Origin of the sequence: Trichlorobacter lovleyi (assembly GCF_015239775.1) — a bacterium.
Taxonomy (GTDB): Bacteria; Desulfobacterota; Desulfuromonadia; order Geobacterales; family Pseudopelobacteraceae; genus Trichlorobacter; species Trichlorobacter lovleyi_B.
In genome coordinates this window covers 72810-91328 of sequence record NZ_CP058409.1, presented here as the reverse complement: position 1 = coordinate 91328, position 18519 = coordinate 72810, and the positions used below count along the sequence as shown (strand labels likewise).

Sequence of the window (18519 nt, the reverse complement as noted above, 5' to 3'; positions counted from 1 at the left end):
TGACCGGCCACTGCCATCCACCGTTTTATCGTTCCGAGCAGGCCAGTCTGATCCCCAGGGCAGCAAAGGCAGCGGCAAAGCTGCGGCGCAGCCAGGTCTGCACCCGCTGCGAGGCGATTACCCTGATACGGAAGGCATGGGCCAGCAGACCGTAGGCAACAAACACCACCAGGGTCATGGCCATGAACAGGCCGGACAGCAGGAGCAGCTGCGTCAGCGGGCTGGCTGCGGTGGGGCTGATGAACTGGGGCAGAAAGGCCAGAAAGAAGATGGTCAGCTTGGGGTTGAGCAGGTTGAGCAGCACGGCCTTGAGCATCAGGCCGCGGGCGGTGCTGCGGGATGAGCTGGTATCCAGCTGGAAGGTGCTGGTATCCTGCCAGGTGGCATAGGCCAGGTAGAGCAGATAGGCCACCCCGGCGTACTTGAGGGTCTGGAAGGCCAGGGCGCTGGTGTGCATCAGGGCTGCCAGCCCCAGGATGGTGGCCAGCAGGTGCGGGATGATCCCGGCAGTACAGCCCAAGGCGGCAAAGAGTGCTGCCCGGCGCCCCTGCATGATGCCGGTGGATACGGTGAAGATCACCCCGGTGCCGGGCACCAGGGCAACGATCAGCGAGGTGAGCAAAAACTGGGTAGTAACCATGGCATTCTCCTTAGCAGGTCTGGTTGGTTCAAGAGCAGCGCGCTCAACTGTTGCTCAGCTTCAGGGCCCAGGCTGCCTTGTCCTCTGTGGGAGAACGATAGCTGCCCATGGCCGCCAACAGGCTGAGCGGGTCCTGCTCAACCAGGATGGTGCTGCGGCAGGCTGGCCGGATAAAACCTTCTGCCAGCATGTGGTCAAAGAACCCCAGCAGCCCGTCGTAATAGCCAGCGATGTTCAACAGGCCGCAGGGCTTGGTGTGGATGCCCAGTTGGGCCCAGGTCAGCACCTCCACAAACTCTTCAATGGTGCCGATTCCGCCCGGCAGGGCAATGAAGCCGTCTGACAGCTCTGCCATCAATGCCTTGCGCTCATGCATGGAGTCCACAATCCGCAGGTCATCCAGGCTGGTCAGGGCCACCTCTTTCTCAGCCAGCAGGCGGGGAATGATCCCGGTCACCCGGCCGCCCCCTTCCAGTACGGTGCGGGCCACGATCCCCATCAGCCCCACGCTGGCGCCGCCGTAGACCAGCTCGATCCCCTGGGCCACCAAGGCCTGTCCCAGGGCGTGAGCTGCTGCACTGTATTCCGGCCGTGTGCCGGGACTGGAACCGCAAAAGACGCAGATTTGTTGCATGGTTACCTTTCTATTCCCGTGTCAGATCTTTTTTGACCGACTTGATAAACTTGCCGAAGTCACGGTCCTTTTTGCGCTTTTCAGCGTGGGATAGCTGGTAAAACGCGGATTCGCTCTGCAACTTGAGAAAGTTGTCATAATGCGCCCGGTTGATCTCGCCTGTGGCCAGGGCAGCAAGCACGGCACAGCCCGGTTCACTGGTATGGCTGCAGTCCCGGTAGCGGCATTGGGCAGCATGACCGGTTATGTCGCTGAAACCGCTGGCCATGCCGTCTGCTGCATCCAGGATACCGAACTCGCGCATGCCGGGGTTGTCGATCACCAGTGCCCCATTGTCCAGCAACAGCAGCTCCCGCCGGACCGTGGTGTGGCGTCCCTCGCCGCTGGCGCTGACCGTCTGGGTTGCCAGCCGGCCGCCACCAACCAGGGCGTTGATGAGCGTGCTTTTGCCCACCCCGGATGAGCCGACAAAGCAGTAGGTCTTGCCCGGCACCAGCAACTGCTTCAACTCGTCGATCCCTTGGCCGGTGATGGTGCTGATGGTCAGCACCGGCGCAAAAATGCCGGCGTTATCGATGCGGCTGCGCAGTTCGGCCAGCTGATCAGGCTCGATAAGGTCGGTCTTGGTCAGCAGGATGACCGGCTCGGCCCCGCCCTGCATCACCATGACCAGATAGCGTTCCAGGCGGTTCAGGTTGAAATCAAAGTGGCAGGACTGCACAATGATCACGTAATCCAGGTTGGCTGCAATCATCTGCGCCTCACCAGCACTGCCCACGGCCTTGCGCTGCAGGCTGGTCCTGCGGTCGAGCAGGCTGTGGATCAGGCCGATCTCATCTTGTGGTCCCTTTTCCACGCAGACCCAGTCACCCACGCAGGGGAACGCCTCGGGTCGGCGGTTATGGTGCAGGTAACTGCCGGACAGCCTGGCCCGGAACAGTCCCGTGCTGTTCATCAGCAGCAGTTGCTCACGGTCTACGGCCGCCACCCGCGCCGCGCTCTCCAACGGCTGTCCCTGCAGTGCCAACAGTCCGTCAAACCACTGGTTCCATCCTAGTTGTTCAAGTTTTATCGGTTGATTTGACATCTGATGATCTTCCATTCAGTTTGCTACAGCTGCATTCCGGCAGACCTCCCAGTGGTGCCCCAACTCCCTACGCCACATCTCGAACCAGGCGCTCAGCCCCTGCTAACCCGCTTCAAAGGATATCGTTATACTCCTGAAGTCACAAAAGCTCCAGTGCAGCAGGCTATCCAGCAACCGTCGTTTGGCTGCTCTGTACAGTGTATATCAACCTTTGTCATTGTCGTAGCTTGTATACAGCCATAAGTACGTTATAAGGAATGGACCGTATCAGCTCTATGTGAGGGAGAACACCATGACCAGAACAATGCATCACCTTTTAATGCTGTTGCTCGGCTCGTTGCTGAGTATCCTTGCAACAGGCTGCAGCATGCCGGTTCTGAAGCAGGATATCCCGGTCTCAACCAACCCGGTCGGCGCCCGGATCTACGCCGACGGTCAGTTCGCCGGTGTCACCCCGACACGGGTCTCCCTTGAACGGAACCGCAGCCATATCCTGACGCTTGTCAAAGAGAACTACCGCCAGGCAGATGTGGTCATCACGAATCAATACCAGACGGAACGGGTTTACCTGAAGGCGGTCCAGTCCGGCATCAACTCGGGCCTGTTCTTTAAAAACGCCTCAATGGGGATGGGCAGCGGCATGAACTCCATCTCAAACCAGGAGCAGACCGGCGAGGCGTATATTCTTACTCCACCGGCGGTTTCCGTCAGCCTGATGCCGCTGTCCGGTGCCGGCGCCGCTGCTCCGGCACCGGCTGTCGCAGCAGCCTACCCCGGATCAGACAATAGCGCTGCCATGGATCAGGGAGAGATGACCAAGGAACTGCTCAAGATGGGAGCCGGCGCGGCCCTTTCGCAAACAGCGCCGATCGGGAAAGAGACCTCCTCAAGCTCGTCACGGAACTATGTCACCTCCGACGGCACCCGCGTACAGGAGAAGACCACCACCTCGGTCGGAGTCAAGGTTAATCCGGCCGGTCTGATCGGTGTCCTTGACACCCTTTTCCAATAGCTTCCGTAGCAATACGCAGATCTGACAACCACAGAGGGAGATTCCCATGAAAGCCTGTCTAACCCTACTATTTTCCGGCATGGTGCTGCTTATCGGCACAACCGCCTCCTTTGCCATTGAACTTGCCGCGTTGGACCGGGTCAGCGTGCTGATGCCCAAGGCAGAGGTCGTAGCCATTCTGGGGGCGGCTGACAAGGTGGCCGAGCTGGAAGGACTGGCCGTTGAACTGTACCAGATACACGACGCAGCCCCGCTGTTGAGTGTCGGGCTGTTCTATGAGCATGAGCGTGCCCTGGCAGGCAGTACACTGATTTTCAAGGGAAACACGGCGGCAGCAACGCTGGCCAGACTGAAGCAGCACGGCTTCAGGGCACTGGAAGAAAAGGGCGACTACCTGCGTCTGGAAGGAAAGGACGATGATACCGGCCGCCCCGTTATTGTCACGATCAGCCGTCTTGAAGATCTGACCACGGTCACAACCTTTGAAAAGGCCTTTTACGAGCAGCGCAACAACCGCTAAACCTCCGCCCCCCTGCTGCCGCAGGTTCAGCCAGTTGCAAGCGTCGTTCGGCCTTGTTCATGGCAGTTCCGATTGAACCAAAAGGTAATGTCAGCTATTGTCAGGTGCCTGATACCGGAGTACAAATGGATGGTCAAAAGGCAGTAGCTTTGTAGCACCGGGTAAGCTGTCTGAAATCCTGCTGATGAGGAGTACACGCGCCTATGCATCCATCAGACGCAGTCAAGATACTGTTTGGCGAGGCCGCTGATCTGCAGCGGGTTACCGCTGCCGAGGTAAAATCGGCATTCAGGCGCCGGGTGCGCGCCTTTCACCCGGATTCGGCCCAGAGTGTGGCGCAGCACTGCGGCGAGGCGGTCAGCTCCCTGGTTTCGGCGCGGGATATCCTGATCGAACACCTTGCCTCTGCCCAGAAAAAGGCTGCCGGACCGGCACCGGCCAGACCTTCAACCCCCTTCTCCACCTATGTCCGTCCAACGGTTGTCAGACCGGTACGCCCGGTTGTGGAGAAGATCCCCAAGAAAGAACACGAACGCTATTACAGGGGCGTCTTTCCCACCTACAAACTGAAATTCGGCCAGTTTTTGTATTTTGCCACCGAGATCTCCTGGCAGGATCTGGTGCGGGGCATGCGCTGGCAGCGTGACCAACGGCCGCCCTACGGCGAGATCGCCAAGGCCTGGGGCTGGTTGACGGACAAGGATATCCAGATTGTCCGTGCAGCCACCGACATCCCCGGCGTGTTCGGTGAAAAGGCGGTCACCCTCGGACTGCTGACCCCCAAGCAGGCCGCCTTTCTGGTCAGGCACCAGCACCACAGCCAGCCCCGGCTGGGCGAATACTTTGTCAAGGAGCGAATCCTGCTGCCCCACGAAGTCACCCAGCATCTGAAGGCGATGCAACGGCACAACAGCAGTATTGAACGGGGCACCGGGCCGGTACCACCCTTTAACCCGGCCGGATATGTCCGGTAGCTCTGGCTGAAGAGGCACTACCCTGCCTGGAGGTGCAGATGGCTGACCGGTTTAACGGATTTTCACCGCTGGCCCCGGGATTTTTTGAGCGGCTGGCTGTCAACAACACCAAGGCCTGGTTTGAGGACCATCGCGACGAGTATCAGGAACTGCTGCTGGAACCCCTCAAGCTGCTGGTCTCTGAGCTGGCCGACACCATGCTGGCCCTTGATCCCGCACTGATCACCCTCCCGGCGGTGGATAAAACCATCTCCCGCATCCACCGTGACACCCGTTTTTCCCATAACAAATCGCCCTACAAGACCTGCCTCTGGATCACCTTCAAACGTTACAGTCCCGACTGGAAGACCGCCCCCTGCTTCTTCTTTGAGATCACCGCCGACAGCTACCGCTACGGCATGGGCTTTTACAGTGCCACCAGACAGACCATGGACAACCTGCGGCGCCTGATCGAGGCAAAACCGGCCCGCTTCCGCGCAACTGTGGCCTGGCTTGCCCAACAGGATGCCTTTGTGCTGGCGGGGGACTGCTACAAGCGCCCCCTGAACCCGGCCCTGCCGGATGACTTGCAGAGCTGGCATTGCCGCAAAAATGTCTGCCTGATCTGCAACCGGGAGGTTGACGGTCGGCTCTTTACCCGGGATATCCGTGATGACCTGGCCGCAGGCTTCCGGCAGCTGCAACCGCTGTATGAGCTGTTCTGGCAGATGGTACAGCAGGGTTGATGATGAGGGGCAATAAAGGATAAGAAGATAGCAAACCAGAGGAAAAACAAGAGTCCGTTATGGAAAAGATCCAAGAAAAATCAGAAATTACTATTGAACTGAATAAAGTCCCTATTCAGTGGGAGTTGGATAAAGGCAACCTGACCTTTTTTGGAATAGATTCCGCACTCTTTTGGACCGATCCCTCTATATCGAATATGTTGGCGCCTATTGTGGATGAGCTTGGAATGGATTTATTCCGTCTGCTTGTCGCATATTCTTCCAGCCTTGGGACGGAAGCGGACTACCATGCGATGATTTCGACCTTGGCAACTAATTTTAAGGACGGCTTCTTGTCCTGGGGTAAAGCTGTATCGGCGGCAGGATGGGGATCCTTTGAGATACTTGAGTACAATCCAATAGATCGACAGGCGGTTGTTATAGTTAAAAATCCATGGGAGTTAAGCACGCAAAAGAATCTTCAAGGAGAAAAGAGATGGGGAGCTCCATTTTTGCAAGGGAAGTTAATCGGGATATTCAGTCATGCATTTAAAGTCCCCTGCTGGGCCAATGACACATGCTACTTTGATGCTGAAACGCCTTACGTTGAAATAAGGATATTTCAATCTGGCATGACTATCATGGATGAATTAAAAAAATTACGGCAGAAACGAATGCTAGATAAAGAACGTGAATTGACGGCTATGGTTGACCTTAGAACTATTGAGTTACAGCAGGCTAAAGATGAGATTGAAAAGTATTCTGTGACATTGGAACAGAAGGTAGAAGAACGTACAGCAAATTTAGTTGACTTGAATATCCAGCTTGAACAGGAAATAAAAATTCGAAAAAATGCAGAGGCAAAATTAGAAGAGCTGAATCGAGAATTGTTGGAGTTGAGCTTTACCGATAAATTGACTGGAATTGCTAACCGGCGACGTTTTGACACGGTATTGTTGACCGAGTGGAGCAGAGCGCTCCGCTCAAGGTGTTCATTATGTCTGATAATCGGAGATGTTGATTGGTTCAAGAAATACAATGACAGTTATGGCCATCAGGCGGGAGATAATTGTCTTCAATTGGTTGCCAACGTATTACAAAGAAACGCTAAGCGGGTATCTGATTTAGTGGCCCGGTATGGTGGTGAGGAATTTGCACTTATCTTGCCGATTACTGATGGTGAACAGGCAAAAAGTATTGTGGAGAAAATAATCATGGATTTTCGTGATCTTAATATTCCACATTCCCTTTCAGAATATGGCCATGTCACGATGAGTTTTGGAATAGCAGTTGTGGTACCCCGGGTAGATCAGACGGTGGAGCTGTTCTTGAAAGCCGCGGATGATGCCTTGTATTCAGCAAAAAAGGAGGGGCGCAACAAATGCGTAATGCTGAATTATGATACATAGGTGAGAAAATAATACGTCAAATACTTACCACTGCTTCAACCTGACAATCCCTTCGGGCTGGAATTACCGCTTAAGCAAATGTTAATCAGCAGAACAAAAGGCAGGAGGAACCTTATGAAACGCGTTCCGATTTTACTGTGCATTGTGTTTCTGTGTACGGCATGCATGCCTCAGTCGCGCATTACTGCCGCGCCCAGCCTCTGGCAGACCTATGAGAACACCTTGAAGGCGGCCAAATACGTTGACCTGACCCACACCATCACCCCATCCATCCCGGTCTGGGCAGGCTTCGGCCCCTCCAGCTTCAGCCCTGCACTGAATCCCGCCACCGGCGCCCCCTACAGTTGGTCAAAGGACGGGTTCGAGGCCACCCGCTACGAACTCGCTACTGATCAGTTCGGCACCCAGCTTGATCCCCCGGCCCACTGGAACCCCGATTATCCCGCCATCGACGAGCTGCCCCCCACCTTTGCCGTGAGGCCTTTGGTGGTGATCTCCATCGTGGAGCAGGTGGCACAGAATCCGGGCTACAGTCTCACAATGGCGGACATCCAGAACTGGGAGGCCAGGCATGGCCGGATTCCCGAGGGGTCCGTGGTGTTTGTCCGCTCCGACTGGTCAAAGGAGTGGCCCAATCCCGCTCTCGCCACCCGGCAGGTCTTCCCGGGGGTCTCGCTGGCAGCCCTGAAGTTTCTGCACGAGCAACGGCATATCCTGTTCCACGGCCATGAGCCGCTGGACACGGACAGCACACCCACCCTTGAAGGAGAGGCCTGGCTGCTCAGAAACGGCTATACCCAGGCGGAAGGGGTTGCCCATCTCGATCAGGTGCCCGAGGCTGGGGCGCTCGTGACCATCGGATTCCCCAAGTTCCAGGGCGGTCTGGGGGGGTATGCGCGCTATATTGCCATCTGCCCGCCGGACTGGCAGTATGGCGTGTCGGTCGGACAGCTGCCGGAAAGTCCGCTCCCACGGGCCGCGAAACCGCTGCATTGGGATGCAACGCGCGGCATGCGGGTCAGGTGACGGGCAAAAAGTGGCGGGAGGCGGCGTGTATGGGGCAAGTTTTGACACAACCTTCAGGAGGTACGCGTGCAACCGGAGATCCGTTTTGACTGCAGCGGTGTTAACTGGCAGCTGGTGGCAGACACCCTGCAGGAAGTGGGCATGGCCCACTATGCGGCAGAAGCCCACCAACAGGCCTTTGAGGCCAGCCATACCGTGGTGTTCCTCTATCACAACCAGCAGATGATCGGCTTTGGCCGGGCCATTTCCGACGGGGTCTACCAGGCAGCAGTCTATGATGTGGCGGTGGTGCCGCAATACCAGGGGCATGGTCTTGGTCGTACCATCATGCAGGCCATCCTTGCACGTGTTTCCCATTGTAACGTGATCCTGTACGCCTCTATCGGCAAGGAGCCGTTCTACCGCAGCCTGGGTTTCCGCCTGATGAAGACCGGTATGGCGCTGTTCAAACAGGTTGAGACAATGGCAGCCAAGGGGTTCACGGAATAAACCGCGGTAAGGAGGGGCCATGCAACGCACAACCGTTGGGATCGTGGTGTTTGATGAGATCGAGGTTCTGGACTTCTGCGGGCCGTTTGAGGTCTTTTCCGTGGTGCGTCTTAACGAGGAACAGCGCCGCGAGGAACCCTCGCCCTTTGAGGTCAAGCTGGTGGGTGAAACCGGCCACACCATCACCACCAGCGGCGGCATGCGGGTAACCCCGGATTACCGCTTTGCCGACTGCCCCAAACTGGATATCCTCTGTGTGCCGGGTGGCTGGGGTACCCGCCGGGAGCTGTCCAACCCGGCCATGCTGGAGTGGCTGCGCAGCCGTGCCCAGCAGGTGGAGCTTTTAACCTCGGTCTGTACCGGTGCCATGCTGCTGGGTTTTGCCGGTCTGCTGGAAGGCCGCAGAGCCACCACCCACTGGCGTTCGCTGGACTGGATGCGCGACTCCTTTCCCTCTACCACGGTGCTGTACGACCAGCACGTGGTGGAGGACGGCAACCTGATCAGCTCGGCAGGCATCTCGGCCGGTATTGATATGGCCTTGCAGGTGGTAGCCCGCTATCATGGCGAGGCAATTGCCCGTGCCACGGCCCGCCAGATGGAGTATCCCTATCCGGAGACGAACCAGCGGCGGGTATAATTTCTATGTTTAGCGAGCAGGCCAGGATCACGCATGCCTAACAACCACTTTTTCAAGCAGCGACCAGACCGGACCGCTGCCATGCGCTTCATCATGCTGGCGGTGCTGATCGACATGGTGGCCATCGGCCTGATCATCCCGGTGCTGCCGTCGCTGGTGGGCGGCTTTACCGGTTCGCAGGCAGATCAGGCGTTCTGGTACGGCGTGGTCGTGTTCTCGTTCGGGTTTGCCAATTTCTTTGCCTCACCAATCCTTGGCGCGCTGTCCGATGCCTATGGCCGTAGACCGCTGCTCTTGCTCGGTTTCTGCGGCCTTGGCCTCAACTTTTTTGCAACCGGGCTCGCCACGGAGCTCTGGATGCTGGTGGCAGCACGGCTGGTTGGTGGGGCCATGCAGGCCAACGCTGCTGTAGCGAACGCCTATGTGGCGGATATCACCCCGCCTGAGGAGCGGGCCCGGCGTTTTAGCATGCTGGGGGCCATGTTCGGGGTCGGGTTTATTGTCGGGCCGATGATGGGCGGGCTGTTGGGGGCGATCTCATTGCAGCTGCCCTTTTTCGTGGCCGGGGCGCTTGCCATGCTCAACTGGCTCTATGGCTATTTTGTGCTGCCGGAATCGTTGCCTGAAGAGCGCCGCCGTCCGTTTCATTGGCGGGCTGCGATCAATCCGTGGAAGTCGCTCCGCGCCCTGAGTGGCCTGGAAGGGGGAGGCCGCTTGATTGCCGTGATCGGCTTGAGCGGGCTGGCCCAATTCGTCGTGTTCACCAGCTGGGTGCTGTACACAACCTTCAAGTTCGGCTGGGGACCGCAGGAGAACGGCTGGTCCCTTGCTGCGGTCGGGATCATGTCGCTGGTTGTGCAGGGTTTTCTGCTGGGCCGCCTGTTAAAGCATGTCAGCCCGCAACGTCTGGTGCTGATCGGCCTGGCCTCGTCGGTGCTGGCCCATACGGCCTGGGGCGCTGCCTCCCAGGGCTGGATGATGTATGCGGTGGTCTTCCTGAACCTGCTCAGCTTTACGGTGACCCCGTCGTTGCAGAGCATCATCTCCAAGGCTGCCGACCACAGCAGCCAGGGCCGGACCATGGGGGCGGTCAGTTCCCTGAACAGCCTGATGGCGGTGGTGGCACCCTTGCTCAGCGCCCCGCTCCTGGCAACGGTCTCACACCTGCCCCGCGGCGACTGGCGGATCGGCGCGCCGTTCTACTTCTGCGCCCTGTTGCAGGCGGCTTCGCTGACACTGGCGTACCTGCACTTCCGGCGCGCCCGTTATGTTGCAAGGTGCTAAGTACCGGTCCGTTCTCCGCCTGCATCCGGTTGCAAGGGGGCAGATCGTGCCAGCTCGGCGCAGCATCGTATGGATGTGTAACTTTTGCTACAGACAGTCCCGGCAGGCACTCCTTAAAGTGTGGGCAGGCTGCAGAAGCAGCTACCACACTCTGAGGAGGCTTGCTATGAAACCGATGCGCTTTTTTATGGACACCCACGACAAGACCCGCAACACCTTCCCGCAGAAACTCACCCCCCAGGATTTTGAAGGCTTTTTTGCCAAGTATGAAGCGGCCTGTTATGCAGAGGGGGTTATACCGGTCCGTCTGCATGTCGGGTACGGTGAAGGCCGGGCCTTCTGCCTTAACATGGCCCCGGATGCCGAAGCGGTCAAGCGCGCCCACGACAAAGTCGGTCTGCCCTTTGATTCCATTACGGAAGTCAACATGGCAACACCGGGCGATACCTTTTTCAGGCGCTAGGCGGCGCACAACGGAGGCCCTATGAACATCCCCAGAAGACGTTTTCTGAAAGGCTCCCTGTCTGCAGGCGTGGCGCTTGTGGCAGGCAGCCAGTTGGTACGCTCACTTGCCTTTGCTGACAAGCTGGTTATGACCAAACAAAATGGTACATTTCCACGGCAAATGCGTTATTTTATGGATACCCATGACCGGGCCCGCGGCACCTTTCCCGAGAAGCTGTCGCGGGAAGATCTTGAGGCGTTTTACCGGAAATACGAGAAGGCCTGTTATGATGAAGGGGTCATCCCGGTAACGCTGCATGTTGGATACGGTGAAGGCCGGGCCTTCTGTCTTACCCTGGCACCGGATGCCGCTGCGGTCAAACGGGCCCATGCACGGGCCGGTCTGCCGTTTGACGAGATCACCGAGGTCAAGGCCGCTGCAGCAGGGGATACGTTTTTCAGGAAGCATGCTGCCTAACCGTCTGCAGGCTGTTAAAGGAGCCCCTGGACATGCACAACAACCTACCGGTTTTTCAGAACATTTCATCCAAAGGCAGGTGTCTGCTTGATCAGGGGCTTATCCATAAGGCGTTTCCACCAGCAACAGAATTGCTCTACCGGGGGGCGCAGATCTCGGGCGCCTATATTGTCACCAAGGGGAGACTGAGGGTCTTTTCAATCTCTCCTTCCGGCGCAGAAGCCACGCTGTACTGCATCGACCCCGGCGAGACCTGCGTCCTTGCCCTCAACTGCCTCTTCAATGACCTGCTCTACCCGGCCTGGGTTGCCACCGAAACCGAAACCTCGGTTGCCATCCTGCCCGGCCCCACCTTCCGCCAACTGTTTGAATCCGAACCCTCGATACAGAACCTGACCGTGCATGCCCTGTCATCCCTGGTCTTCAGGCTGATGGGCGAGCTGGAACAGGTCCATTTCTGCACCCTTGAACAGCGTCTGGCCAACCTGCTGCTGCTGCGCGCTTCAGCGGATGGCATACTGCGCATGACGCAGCAGGAACTGGCCTACCACCTTGGCACCACCCGGGAGGTCATTGCCCGCCTGATGGGGGATCTGGTGCTGAAAGGGCTGGTGAAGACCCGTCGCAAAGAGATCACCATTGTCAATGCCAAGGAGCTTGCTGCGCTGATAACCGAGCTCACAGCCGACTGTTAACCGTTCAAAACCGGCAGTTTGCAAGGTCATCCACGGGATACTTTCTCTGGCATCGTACCGTGTGCGTGCCAAAATCATTGATCAGGAGCTGTTTCAGGAGTATCTGAAAGAGTACCTGCCAAGGAGAACGATCATCAGCCAAGCTGGGACAGAGGAGCTGCATGCTTGTACAGACGCTTGAAATTTTTCTGATCGCGATTACCGCCGGGGTATTCGGTTCCATGCTGGGGCTGGGGGGCGGCATCATCATTGTGCCGGTCCTGACGCTGCTGTTCGGGGTGCCGATGCGGACAGCGGTTGCCGCCTCAACGGTCTCGATCATTGCCACCTCCACCGGCGCGGCAGTGGCCTTTCTGCAGGACCGCCTGACCAACACCAGGGTTGCGATCTGGCTGGAGATGGGGACCGCCACCGGTGCGCTGAGCGGCGCACTGATTGCCGGTTACCTTGACCAGCGTTTCCTGTACATCCTGTTCGGGCTGCTGCTGGCCTATTCCGGCTACAACATGTTCAAGAGCCGCAAGAACGAGCTGCCGGAAGGGGTGCTGCCGGACCGGCTCTCACAAAAGCTGCAGCTGCAAGGTTCCTATACCGACCGCCAGCTGGGCAAAAGGATCGACTACCAGGTGACCGGCACCCTGCCGGGGCTGATCATCATGTATTTTTCCGGCATCGCAGCAGGCCTGCTGGGGATCGGGGCCGGTATCTTCAAGGTTCCGGCCATGGACCAGATCATGCGGATACCGTTCAAGGCCTCCACCGCCACCTCAAACTTCATGATCGGCGTCACTGCCGCCTCCGGGGCCGTGGTCTACTTTGCCCGTGGCGATGTCAAGCCGATGATCACCGGACCGGTGGTGTTGGGGGTGCTGCTGGGGGCGGTGCTGGGGGCCAAGCTGATGGTCAGGCTCAAGACCTCCACCATCCGCAAGCTGTTTATTCCGATCATCATCTACACCGCCTTTGAAATGATCTACCGGGGGCTGAAATGACGACCCATGACCCAGAGCTGCAGACTCCCTCACCCCACGAGCCGATTGAGATCACCCTGGCCCGTCTGCTGCGGATCGGTTCGCTGATTGCCGCGGCGCTGATTGCCGCCGGTATCGCCACCATGCTGCTGGGCAGGGAGGCCGTTGCCACCCGCCTGATTACCGCCGGTCTGCTGGCACTGCTGGCCACGCCGATCATGCGGGTGATTACCGCAGGGCTGATCTTTGTGCGGCAAAAGGATTGGCGCTTTGCCTGCTTCTGCCTGGTGGTGATCTGCGCCCTGGCCGCCGGTATCCTGCTGGGACAGGCCCATGCTTAACGCAGTACACAGAAAGGACAACCCGATGCACACGCAGATCCGCTGCCTCACCATCCTGCTGCTGCTGTTGGCGGCTTCTCTGGCCTCCGCAGCCACTCCTGACGAACTGTCCTCGGCGGTAACCTCAAACTACCGGATCACCATTCCCGGATTTTTCGGCAATTTCAAGGCCATTGGCAACGTGCTGATACCACGCCGGGAGGGGTTGGGGGTAAACCGGCCCAGCAACCTGTTCAAGCCAAACCTGGTGAAAAACCGCCAGTTGGTCATGGCTGGCGGCGGTGATCTGCCCCTTGGCGATGGCCATGGCAACCGGCTGAAACCGGGCGAGCGGCTCTATCTGTACGGGGTCAGCACCGGCGACACCTATCTGCAGCTTGATCTGTACACGGTTGCCACCTATGTTGTGCCCGGCATGAGGGGACCACAGGCGCTGCAGGCCTCTGTCCGTTTCCAGTATGACAACGGACTGGCAGCGCTGACCACCGACCAGCTGCTTGACGACATCAGCGACTGGTTTGATACGGAGGAAGAAACGCGTCCCGCAGCAAAACCACGCAAGGCAGCCACGGCAACCCGCACGGTCCGGCTGGGCCAGACCCCGGAGCAAGTGACCGCAATCTTCGGGCCTCCCGAGAAACAGGTCCTGCTGGGGGCAAAGCAGGTCTTTGTCTACAGTGGCCTGAAGGTGATCTTTGTGGACGGAAAGGTTGTTGATGCCGAGTAGTGACACCGGCGACAGGGCCGTATCAGCCGGATGACCTGGCTGAAGAAAGCCGCACCAACCAAACGGTTGCCACCCCTGTCTTGAAGCTGAGTCAACCATGAGCGCACGCAAGAGAAAACAGCATGCACGCACTCACCAAAGTACGAGTGCCAAACCGTCCGTCACAAAGGGGCTGCGGGCAGTCGCCCTTTTTGAGGGGGCCAAAGGCATGCTCGTCATTCTGGCAGGCTGCGGACTGCTTTCGTTTATCCACAAAGACATACACACCACGGCTGTCCGGCTTGTCGAACACCTGCATTTCAATCCGGCAAAGCACTATCCGCGAATTTTCCTGGATGCAACGGAACGTGTTACCGACAGTGAACTGTGGGCACTGGCTGTTGCAGCCCTGATGTACTCAGGTGTACGCTTCTTTGAAGCTGCAGGACTCTGGTTCGGGAAAAAATGGGCGGAGTGGTTTGGTGTTCTGACCGGCGGGATGTATATCCCTGTTGAACTCTATGAGGTCGCCCGTAGTCCAAGCTGGCCGAAAGTCATCCTGCTTGCCGGCAACATTGGCGTGGTGTCCTATTTGCTCTATGCGCTTAACAGGCGGGATACCAGACGGGCGGCAGCTTTACAGCCGTCAGACTGAGGATGAACCCTGCTGCACCTGGAGCTGGACCAGTTCCCGGATAGGCGGCATGCCTATCTGATCGCGCAGAAACAGGCGGCACTGTAGTCAGGTTGACGGGGGCCTGATTTGAAGAGCGGCAAGAGCAACGGTAGCGAACCGCTCCCGCCGATAGCGGCACGGCAAAGGGGGCGCTGTAATTTGCTGTTGCAGAGAGCACGAGAGCATGCTTAAACGGACAGATCAGAACCCCGATTGAAAGGATGAACCATGACTGTTTCCCTCAAGTACGGTTGTAACCCCCATCAAGTACCTGCCAGCCTGGAAGTTCCGGAACAGGCCGGTTTCAAGGTCCTGAATGGTACCCCCAGCTACATCAATATCCTGGATGCCCTGGGCGCCTGGCAGCTTGCCCGCGAGCTGAAGGCCGCCACCGGCAAGCCGGGTGCAGCCTCGTTCAAGCATACCAGCCCGGCAGGGGCGGCCGTGTCCGGTCCGCTGTCCGCGGAGTACTGCGCCTCGCAGTTTCTGACCGTGGGTGAGCTGTCACCGGTTGCCAACGCCTATATCCGTGCCAGGGGCGGCGACCGGATGTGCTCCTTTGGCGATGTGGCTGCTGTCAGCGATGTAGTGGATGTCTCCCTGGCCAAGGTGCTCAAGTCGGAGGTCTCAGACCTGATCATTGCACCCGGCTTTGAGCCTGAGGCGCTGGAGATCCTGAAGGCCAAAAAGGGTGGCGGCTACCTGATCTTCCAGATCGATCCCGACTATGAGGCTGAGGGGATCGAGTACCGTGAGCTGTTCGGCTTTGGTCTGCGCCAGCAGCGCAACACCGCCAAGATCACCGAGGCGCTGTTCCAGCATGCGGTCACCACCAGTAAGGAACTGAGCCCTGCGGTATTGGAGACCCTGATCGTGGCCACCATTGCCCTCAAATACACCCAGTCCAACTCGGTCTGCCTGGCCTTGGAAGGCCAGGTGATCGGCATGGGGGCTGGCCAGCAGTCCCGCGTGCACTGCACCCGCCTGGCCTGCGACAAGGCGGAAAAATGGCTGCTGCAGCAGCATCCCAAGGTGCTGGGGCTGGCATTCAAGGATGGGCTCAAGAAGCCAGAAAAGGCCAACATCGTTGACCAGTACCTGCTCTGGGATCAGCTTTCCGAGCCGGAGCGGGCCCAGATGCTGTCCGGCCTGACCCGGGCGCCTGAGCCGGTCAGCAGCCAGGAGCGGCTGGAGTGGGTGCAGCGCTTCCAGGGCATCTGCCTCTCATCCGATGCCTATATCCCGTTCCGTGACAACATTGACCGGGCCAACCGCAGCAATGTCCAGTTTGTGGCCCATGCCGGCAGCTCACTGCGGGATGAAGAGGTGACCGTGGCAGCCCAGCAGTACGGCATGACCATGTATCACACCGGGCTGCGGCTGTTCCTGCACTAAGCTTGCTGATAGCTCAAGCCGACCCCCCTCAATCCCCCCTTGGCAGGGGGGATGCTTTTTGTCTCTCTGATTGCTCCTCCCCTGAAAAGGGGAGGCCGGGAGGGGTTTGATGCGAAACAACCACGTGCGCCTTGTAGCCGGCCTTCCTCTTGACGTTTTTCTCAACCTAGGTAAGCGGGCAGGTCATAACGGCCTGCCCCGCTTCAATCCCAACCTGTTATGACGCCTGCTCACATTACCAAAAGTCCGCTGGCTCAGCCACTGGTCCTGTTTCTGTTCGGCCGGATGGGTTCCTCCATCGCCTTTCAGATGCTGGGGGTGGCCGTGGGCTGGCAGATGTATGCCCTGACCAGCAGTGCCTGGTACCTGGGGCTGGTGGGGCTGGCCCAGTTTCTGCCAATGGTCCTGCTGACCCTGGTGGCAGGTCATGCGGCTGACCGCTATGATCGCCGCACCATCGCCCGTACCTGCCAGTTTGTCGAGGCCCTGGCAGCGGCGGTGCTGGTGCTTGGCGGCTCTTACCACTGGCTTGGCAAGGAGGCCCTGCTGGCGGTCATGTGTGTGATCGGCAGTGCGCGGGCCTTTGAGTACCCCACCATGCACGCCCTGGTTCCGCGTCTGGTTCCACGCGAACATCTGCCCCGCGCCCTGGCTCTGTCTGCCTCGGCCAACCAGACCGCCACCATTGTGGGCCCGGCCATTGGCGGGCTGTTGTACGCTGCTGGCGTGACCACGGTCTACAGCACCATCAGTGTGCTGTTTCTGGCTGCCTGCATCCTGATCTCCTGCATCCGGCCGTCAGACACCCTCACCACCGAGGCAACCGCTGACCGCTCGCTGTTTGCCGGTATCTCCTTTATCAAACAGCACCCGGTGGTGCTGGGTGCCATCTCCCTTGACCTGTTCGCGGTGCTGCTGGGCGGTGCCACTGCGCTTTTGCCAATCTATGCCCGCGACATCCTGATCACCGGCCCCTGGGGACTGGGGCTACTGCGCTCTGCACCGGCTGCCGGAGCGTTGGGCATGTCGCTCTGGCTGGCCCGCAGGCCGCTTAAACGCCGGGTGGGGCGAATCATGTTTGGGGCTGTTGCGGTTTTCGGGGTTGCCACCATCGTGTTCGCCCTGTCGAGGTCATTTTTTCTTTCAATGGCCGCGCTGGTGGTGTTGGGTGCAGCGGATGTGATCAGTGTGGTGATCCGGTCATCACTGGTACAGATTGAAACCCCGGATGAGATGCGAGGCCGGGTCAGCGCGGTCAATTCGCTTTTCATCGGCACCTCTAATCAACTTGGCGAGTTTGAATCCGGCGCCACGGCTGCTCTTTTCGGCACCGTGCCATCGGTGCTGATCGGCGGAATCGGTACCTTGCTGGTGGTAGGGCTCTGGATACGGCTGTTTCCGCAACTGGCGCAGGTTGATACGTTGGGAAAACGGTGATAGGCAGCGGACGAGGCGGTTTCAATCTGCATAGCGTACTTGCTTTATCCTGATGTTTGCGTATAATCATTTTGACTATACGTATTGCAAGGGGATGCCATGAACACAAAACTTACCTTAAGCCTTGATCATGAGGTAATTGAACAGGCCAAGCGCTTTGCCCAATCGCAGCACCAGAGCCTTTCAAAGCTAATTGAAGGCTACCTGCGGCAGGTTTCAACTCCCAAAGAGCAGACCAGGCCGGTAACGCCACTGGTGGCCCAGCTTTCCGGCGTACTTGATGCTGCCAAAGTCAAAAATTTCAAGCAAGACTATACCGATTATCTGGCGGATAAATACCGGTGAAGCCGTGTCTGTTTGTTGATACGGATGTTGTGCTTGATCTGCTTGCGCTGCGTGAACCGTTTTATGGCGCTGCTGCGCGGCTTTTTTCAGAGGCTGAGGCAGGCAACCTGACCTTATGTGTTTCTTCACTTACCTTTGCCAATCTGTTCTATCTGCTGAGAAAGCAGCACTCTGGCCCGCAGGCTCAACAGGTGCTGCGCACCTTCAAGCAGTTGGTCAGTGTGGTTGCGGTGGATGATGCTATTGTTGAGCAGGCCCTGCATGCCGGGTTTACCGACTTTGAAGATGCACTGCAGTATTTTTGCGCACTCAGCGCACGCTGCTCCGGGCTGATCACCCGTAACGTCCGGCATTACCGTAAGAGCAGCATCCGTGTGGTCACGGCAGAAGGGTATTTTGCAGCAGCGGGATAAATGTTCCATTTGGGAGGATGACCGGTTCACGCGCACGCGCGCGTGAACCGGTCAATAACGAGTTATGCTGAGACTGATTGAAACGGTGAAGAATGCTGAGCTGGCCGAACCTAGAGATGCCAGTATGAATTGATACGAAATATGGATGGAAACGCTTCCGTGGCATCAGAGGGTTGTTTGTTCTTAAGGAACCGTTAAA

The 18519-nt window shown here is 58.1% G+C and carries 23 protein-coding genes; 20 read left to right on the top strand and 3 right to left on the bottom strand.

Going from position 1 to position 18519, the window contains the following annotated elements; translation table 11 throughout:
- Positions 1-25: 25 nt before the first annotated feature.
- The 3 genes from FY034_RS00455 to rsgA are packed head-to-tail and all read right to left on the bottom strand — an operon-like array spanning position 26 to position 2361.
- Positions 26-640 (bottom strand): LysE family translocator, encoded by a 615-nt coding sequence (locus FY034_RS00455; RefSeq protein ID WP_265552926.1) that lies wholly within the window; start codon positions 638-640, stop codon positions 26-28.
- A 43-nt stretch (positions 641-683) separates the two neighbouring features.
- Positions 684-1274 (bottom strand): TIGR00730 family Rossman fold protein, encoded by a 591-nt coding sequence (locus FY034_RS00450; protein WP_265552925.1) that lies wholly within the window; start codon positions 1272-1274, stop codon positions 684-686.
- 10 nt (positions 1275-1284) lie between these two features.
- Positions 1285-2361 (bottom strand): ribosome small subunit-dependent GTPase A, encoded by a 1077-nt coding sequence (gene rsgA, locus FY034_RS00445; RefSeq protein ID WP_265552923.1) that lies wholly within the window; start codon positions 2359-2361, stop codon positions 1285-1287.
- A gap of 292 nt (positions 2362-2653) precedes the next feature.
- Here rsgA and FY034_RS00440 point away from each other — a divergent pair, with 292 nt between their 5' ends.
- From FY034_RS00440 to FY034_RS00345, 20 genes are all read left to right on the top strand, one after another.
- The gene (locus FY034_RS00440; RefSeq protein WP_265552921.1) at positions 2654-3373 is read left to right on the top strand and encodes a PEGA domain-containing protein; all 720 of its coding nucleotides are present in this window, start codon (positions 2654-2656) and stop codon (positions 3371-3373) included.
- Positions 3374-3419: 46 nt separating this feature from the next.
- Positions 3420-3893 carry a hypothetical protein gene (locus FY034_RS00435; RefSeq protein ID WP_265552919.1) on the top strand — a complete coding sequence of 158 codons (474 nt, stop codon included), beginning with the start codon at positions 3420-3422 and terminating at the stop codon, positions 3891-3893.
- Positions 3894-4096: 203 nt separating this feature from the next.
- A complete protein-coding gene (locus FY034_RS00430; protein WP_265552917.1) occupies positions 4097-4867 on the top strand; it encodes a hypothetical protein in 771 nt (256 codons plus the stop codon).
- Positions 4868-4905: 38 nt separating this feature from the next.
- Complete coding sequence (locus FY034_RS00425; RefSeq protein ID WP_265552915.1) at positions 4906-5592, top strand: DUF2461 domain-containing protein; 687 nt, start codon at positions 4906-4908, stop codon at positions 5590-5592.
- Between the two features lie 59 nt (positions 5593-5651).
- Complete coding sequence (locus FY034_RS00420; RefSeq protein ID WP_265552913.1) at positions 5652-6980, top strand: GGDEF domain-containing protein; 1329 nt, start codon at positions 5652-5654, stop codon at positions 6978-6980.
- A 114-nt stretch (positions 6981-7094) separates the two neighbouring features.
- A complete protein-coding gene (locus tag FY034_RS00415) occupies positions 7095-8006 on the top strand; it encodes a cyclase family protein (protein ID WP_265552911.1) in 912 nt (303 codons plus the stop codon).
- Between the two features lie 66 nt (positions 8007-8072).
- Positions 8073-8495, top strand: coding sequence for a GNAT family N-acetyltransferase (locus FY034_RS00410; protein ID WP_265552910.1), 423 nt, complete (start codon positions 8073-8075; stop codon positions 8493-8495).
- Between the two features lie 19 nt (positions 8496-8514).
- Entirely contained in the window at positions 8515-9135 is a 621-nt protein-coding gene (locus FY034_RS00405; protein WP_265552908.1) for a DJ-1/PfpI family protein, read from the top strand.
- 33 nt (positions 9136-9168) lie between these two features.
- Complete coding sequence (locus FY034_RS00400; RefSeq protein ID WP_265552906.1) at positions 9169-10419, top strand: MFS transporter; 1251 nt, start codon at positions 9169-9171, stop codon at positions 10417-10419.
- 166 nt (positions 10420-10585) lie between these two features.
- Complete coding sequence (locus tag FY034_RS00395; protein WP_265552904.1) at positions 10586-10882, top strand: DUF4242 domain-containing protein; 297 nt, start codon at positions 10586-10588, stop codon at positions 10880-10882.
- 21 nt (positions 10883-10903) lie between these two features.
- Positions 10904-11341: a DUF4242 domain-containing protein gene (locus tag FY034_RS00390; protein WP_265552902.1), complete on the top strand. Its 438-nt coding sequence runs from the start codon at positions 10904-10906 to the stop codon at positions 11339-11341.
- Positions 11342-11373: 32 nt separating this feature from the next.
- Positions 11374-12036 carry a Crp/Fnr family transcriptional regulator gene (locus FY034_RS00385; protein WP_265552900.1) on the top strand — a complete coding sequence of 221 codons (663 nt, stop codon included), beginning with the start codon at positions 11374-11376 and terminating at the stop codon, positions 12034-12036.
- Positions 12037-12197: 161 nt separating this feature from the next.
- Complete coding sequence (locus FY034_RS00380; RefSeq protein ID WP_265552898.1) at positions 12198-13028, top strand: sulfite exporter TauE/SafE family protein; 831 nt, start codon at positions 12198-12200, stop codon at positions 13026-13028.
- Entirely contained in the window at positions 13025-13348 is a 324-nt protein-coding gene (locus tag FY034_RS00375; protein WP_265552897.1) for a DUF1634 domain-containing protein, read from the top strand. Before FY034_RS00380 ends, FY034_RS00375 begins: the two co-directional genes overlap by 4 nt.
- Before the next feature lie 25 nt (positions 13349-13373).
- Positions 13374-14075 (top strand): hypothetical protein, encoded by a 702-nt coding sequence (locus FY034_RS00370; protein ID WP_265552896.1) that lies wholly within the window; start codon positions 13374-13376, stop codon positions 14073-14075.
- Positions 14076-14172: 97 nt separating this feature from the next.
- Positions 14173-14709 (top strand): DUF2127 domain-containing protein, encoded by a 537-nt coding sequence (locus FY034_RS00365; RefSeq protein ID WP_265552895.1) that lies wholly within the window; start codon positions 14173-14175, stop codon positions 14707-14709.
- A 249-nt stretch (positions 14710-14958) separates the two neighbouring features.
- Positions 14959-16125, top strand: a complete 1167-nt coding sequence (locus FY034_RS00360; protein WP_265552894.1) for a phosphoribosylaminoimidazolecarboxamide formyltransferase — start codon at positions 14959-14961, stop codon at positions 16123-16125.
- A 219-nt stretch (positions 16126-16344) separates the two neighbouring features.
- Complete coding sequence (locus FY034_RS00355) at positions 16345-17562, top strand: MFS transporter (protein ID WP_265552893.1); 1218 nt, start codon at positions 16345-16347, stop codon at positions 17560-17562.
- A gap of 99 nt (positions 17563-17661) precedes the next feature.
- The gene (locus tag FY034_RS00350) at positions 17662-17907 is read left to right on the top strand and encodes a DUF6364 family protein (RefSeq protein ID WP_265552892.1); all 246 of its coding nucleotides are present in this window, start codon (positions 17662-17664) and stop codon (positions 17905-17907) included.
- Positions 17904-18320, top strand: a complete 417-nt coding sequence (locus FY034_RS00345) for a type II toxin-antitoxin system VapC family toxin (protein WP_265552891.1) — start codon at positions 17904-17906, stop codon at positions 18318-18320. The genes FY034_RS00350 and FY034_RS00345 overlap by 4 nt, the downstream gene beginning before the upstream one ends.
- The last annotated feature ends 199 nt before the right edge of the window (positions 18321-18519 follow it).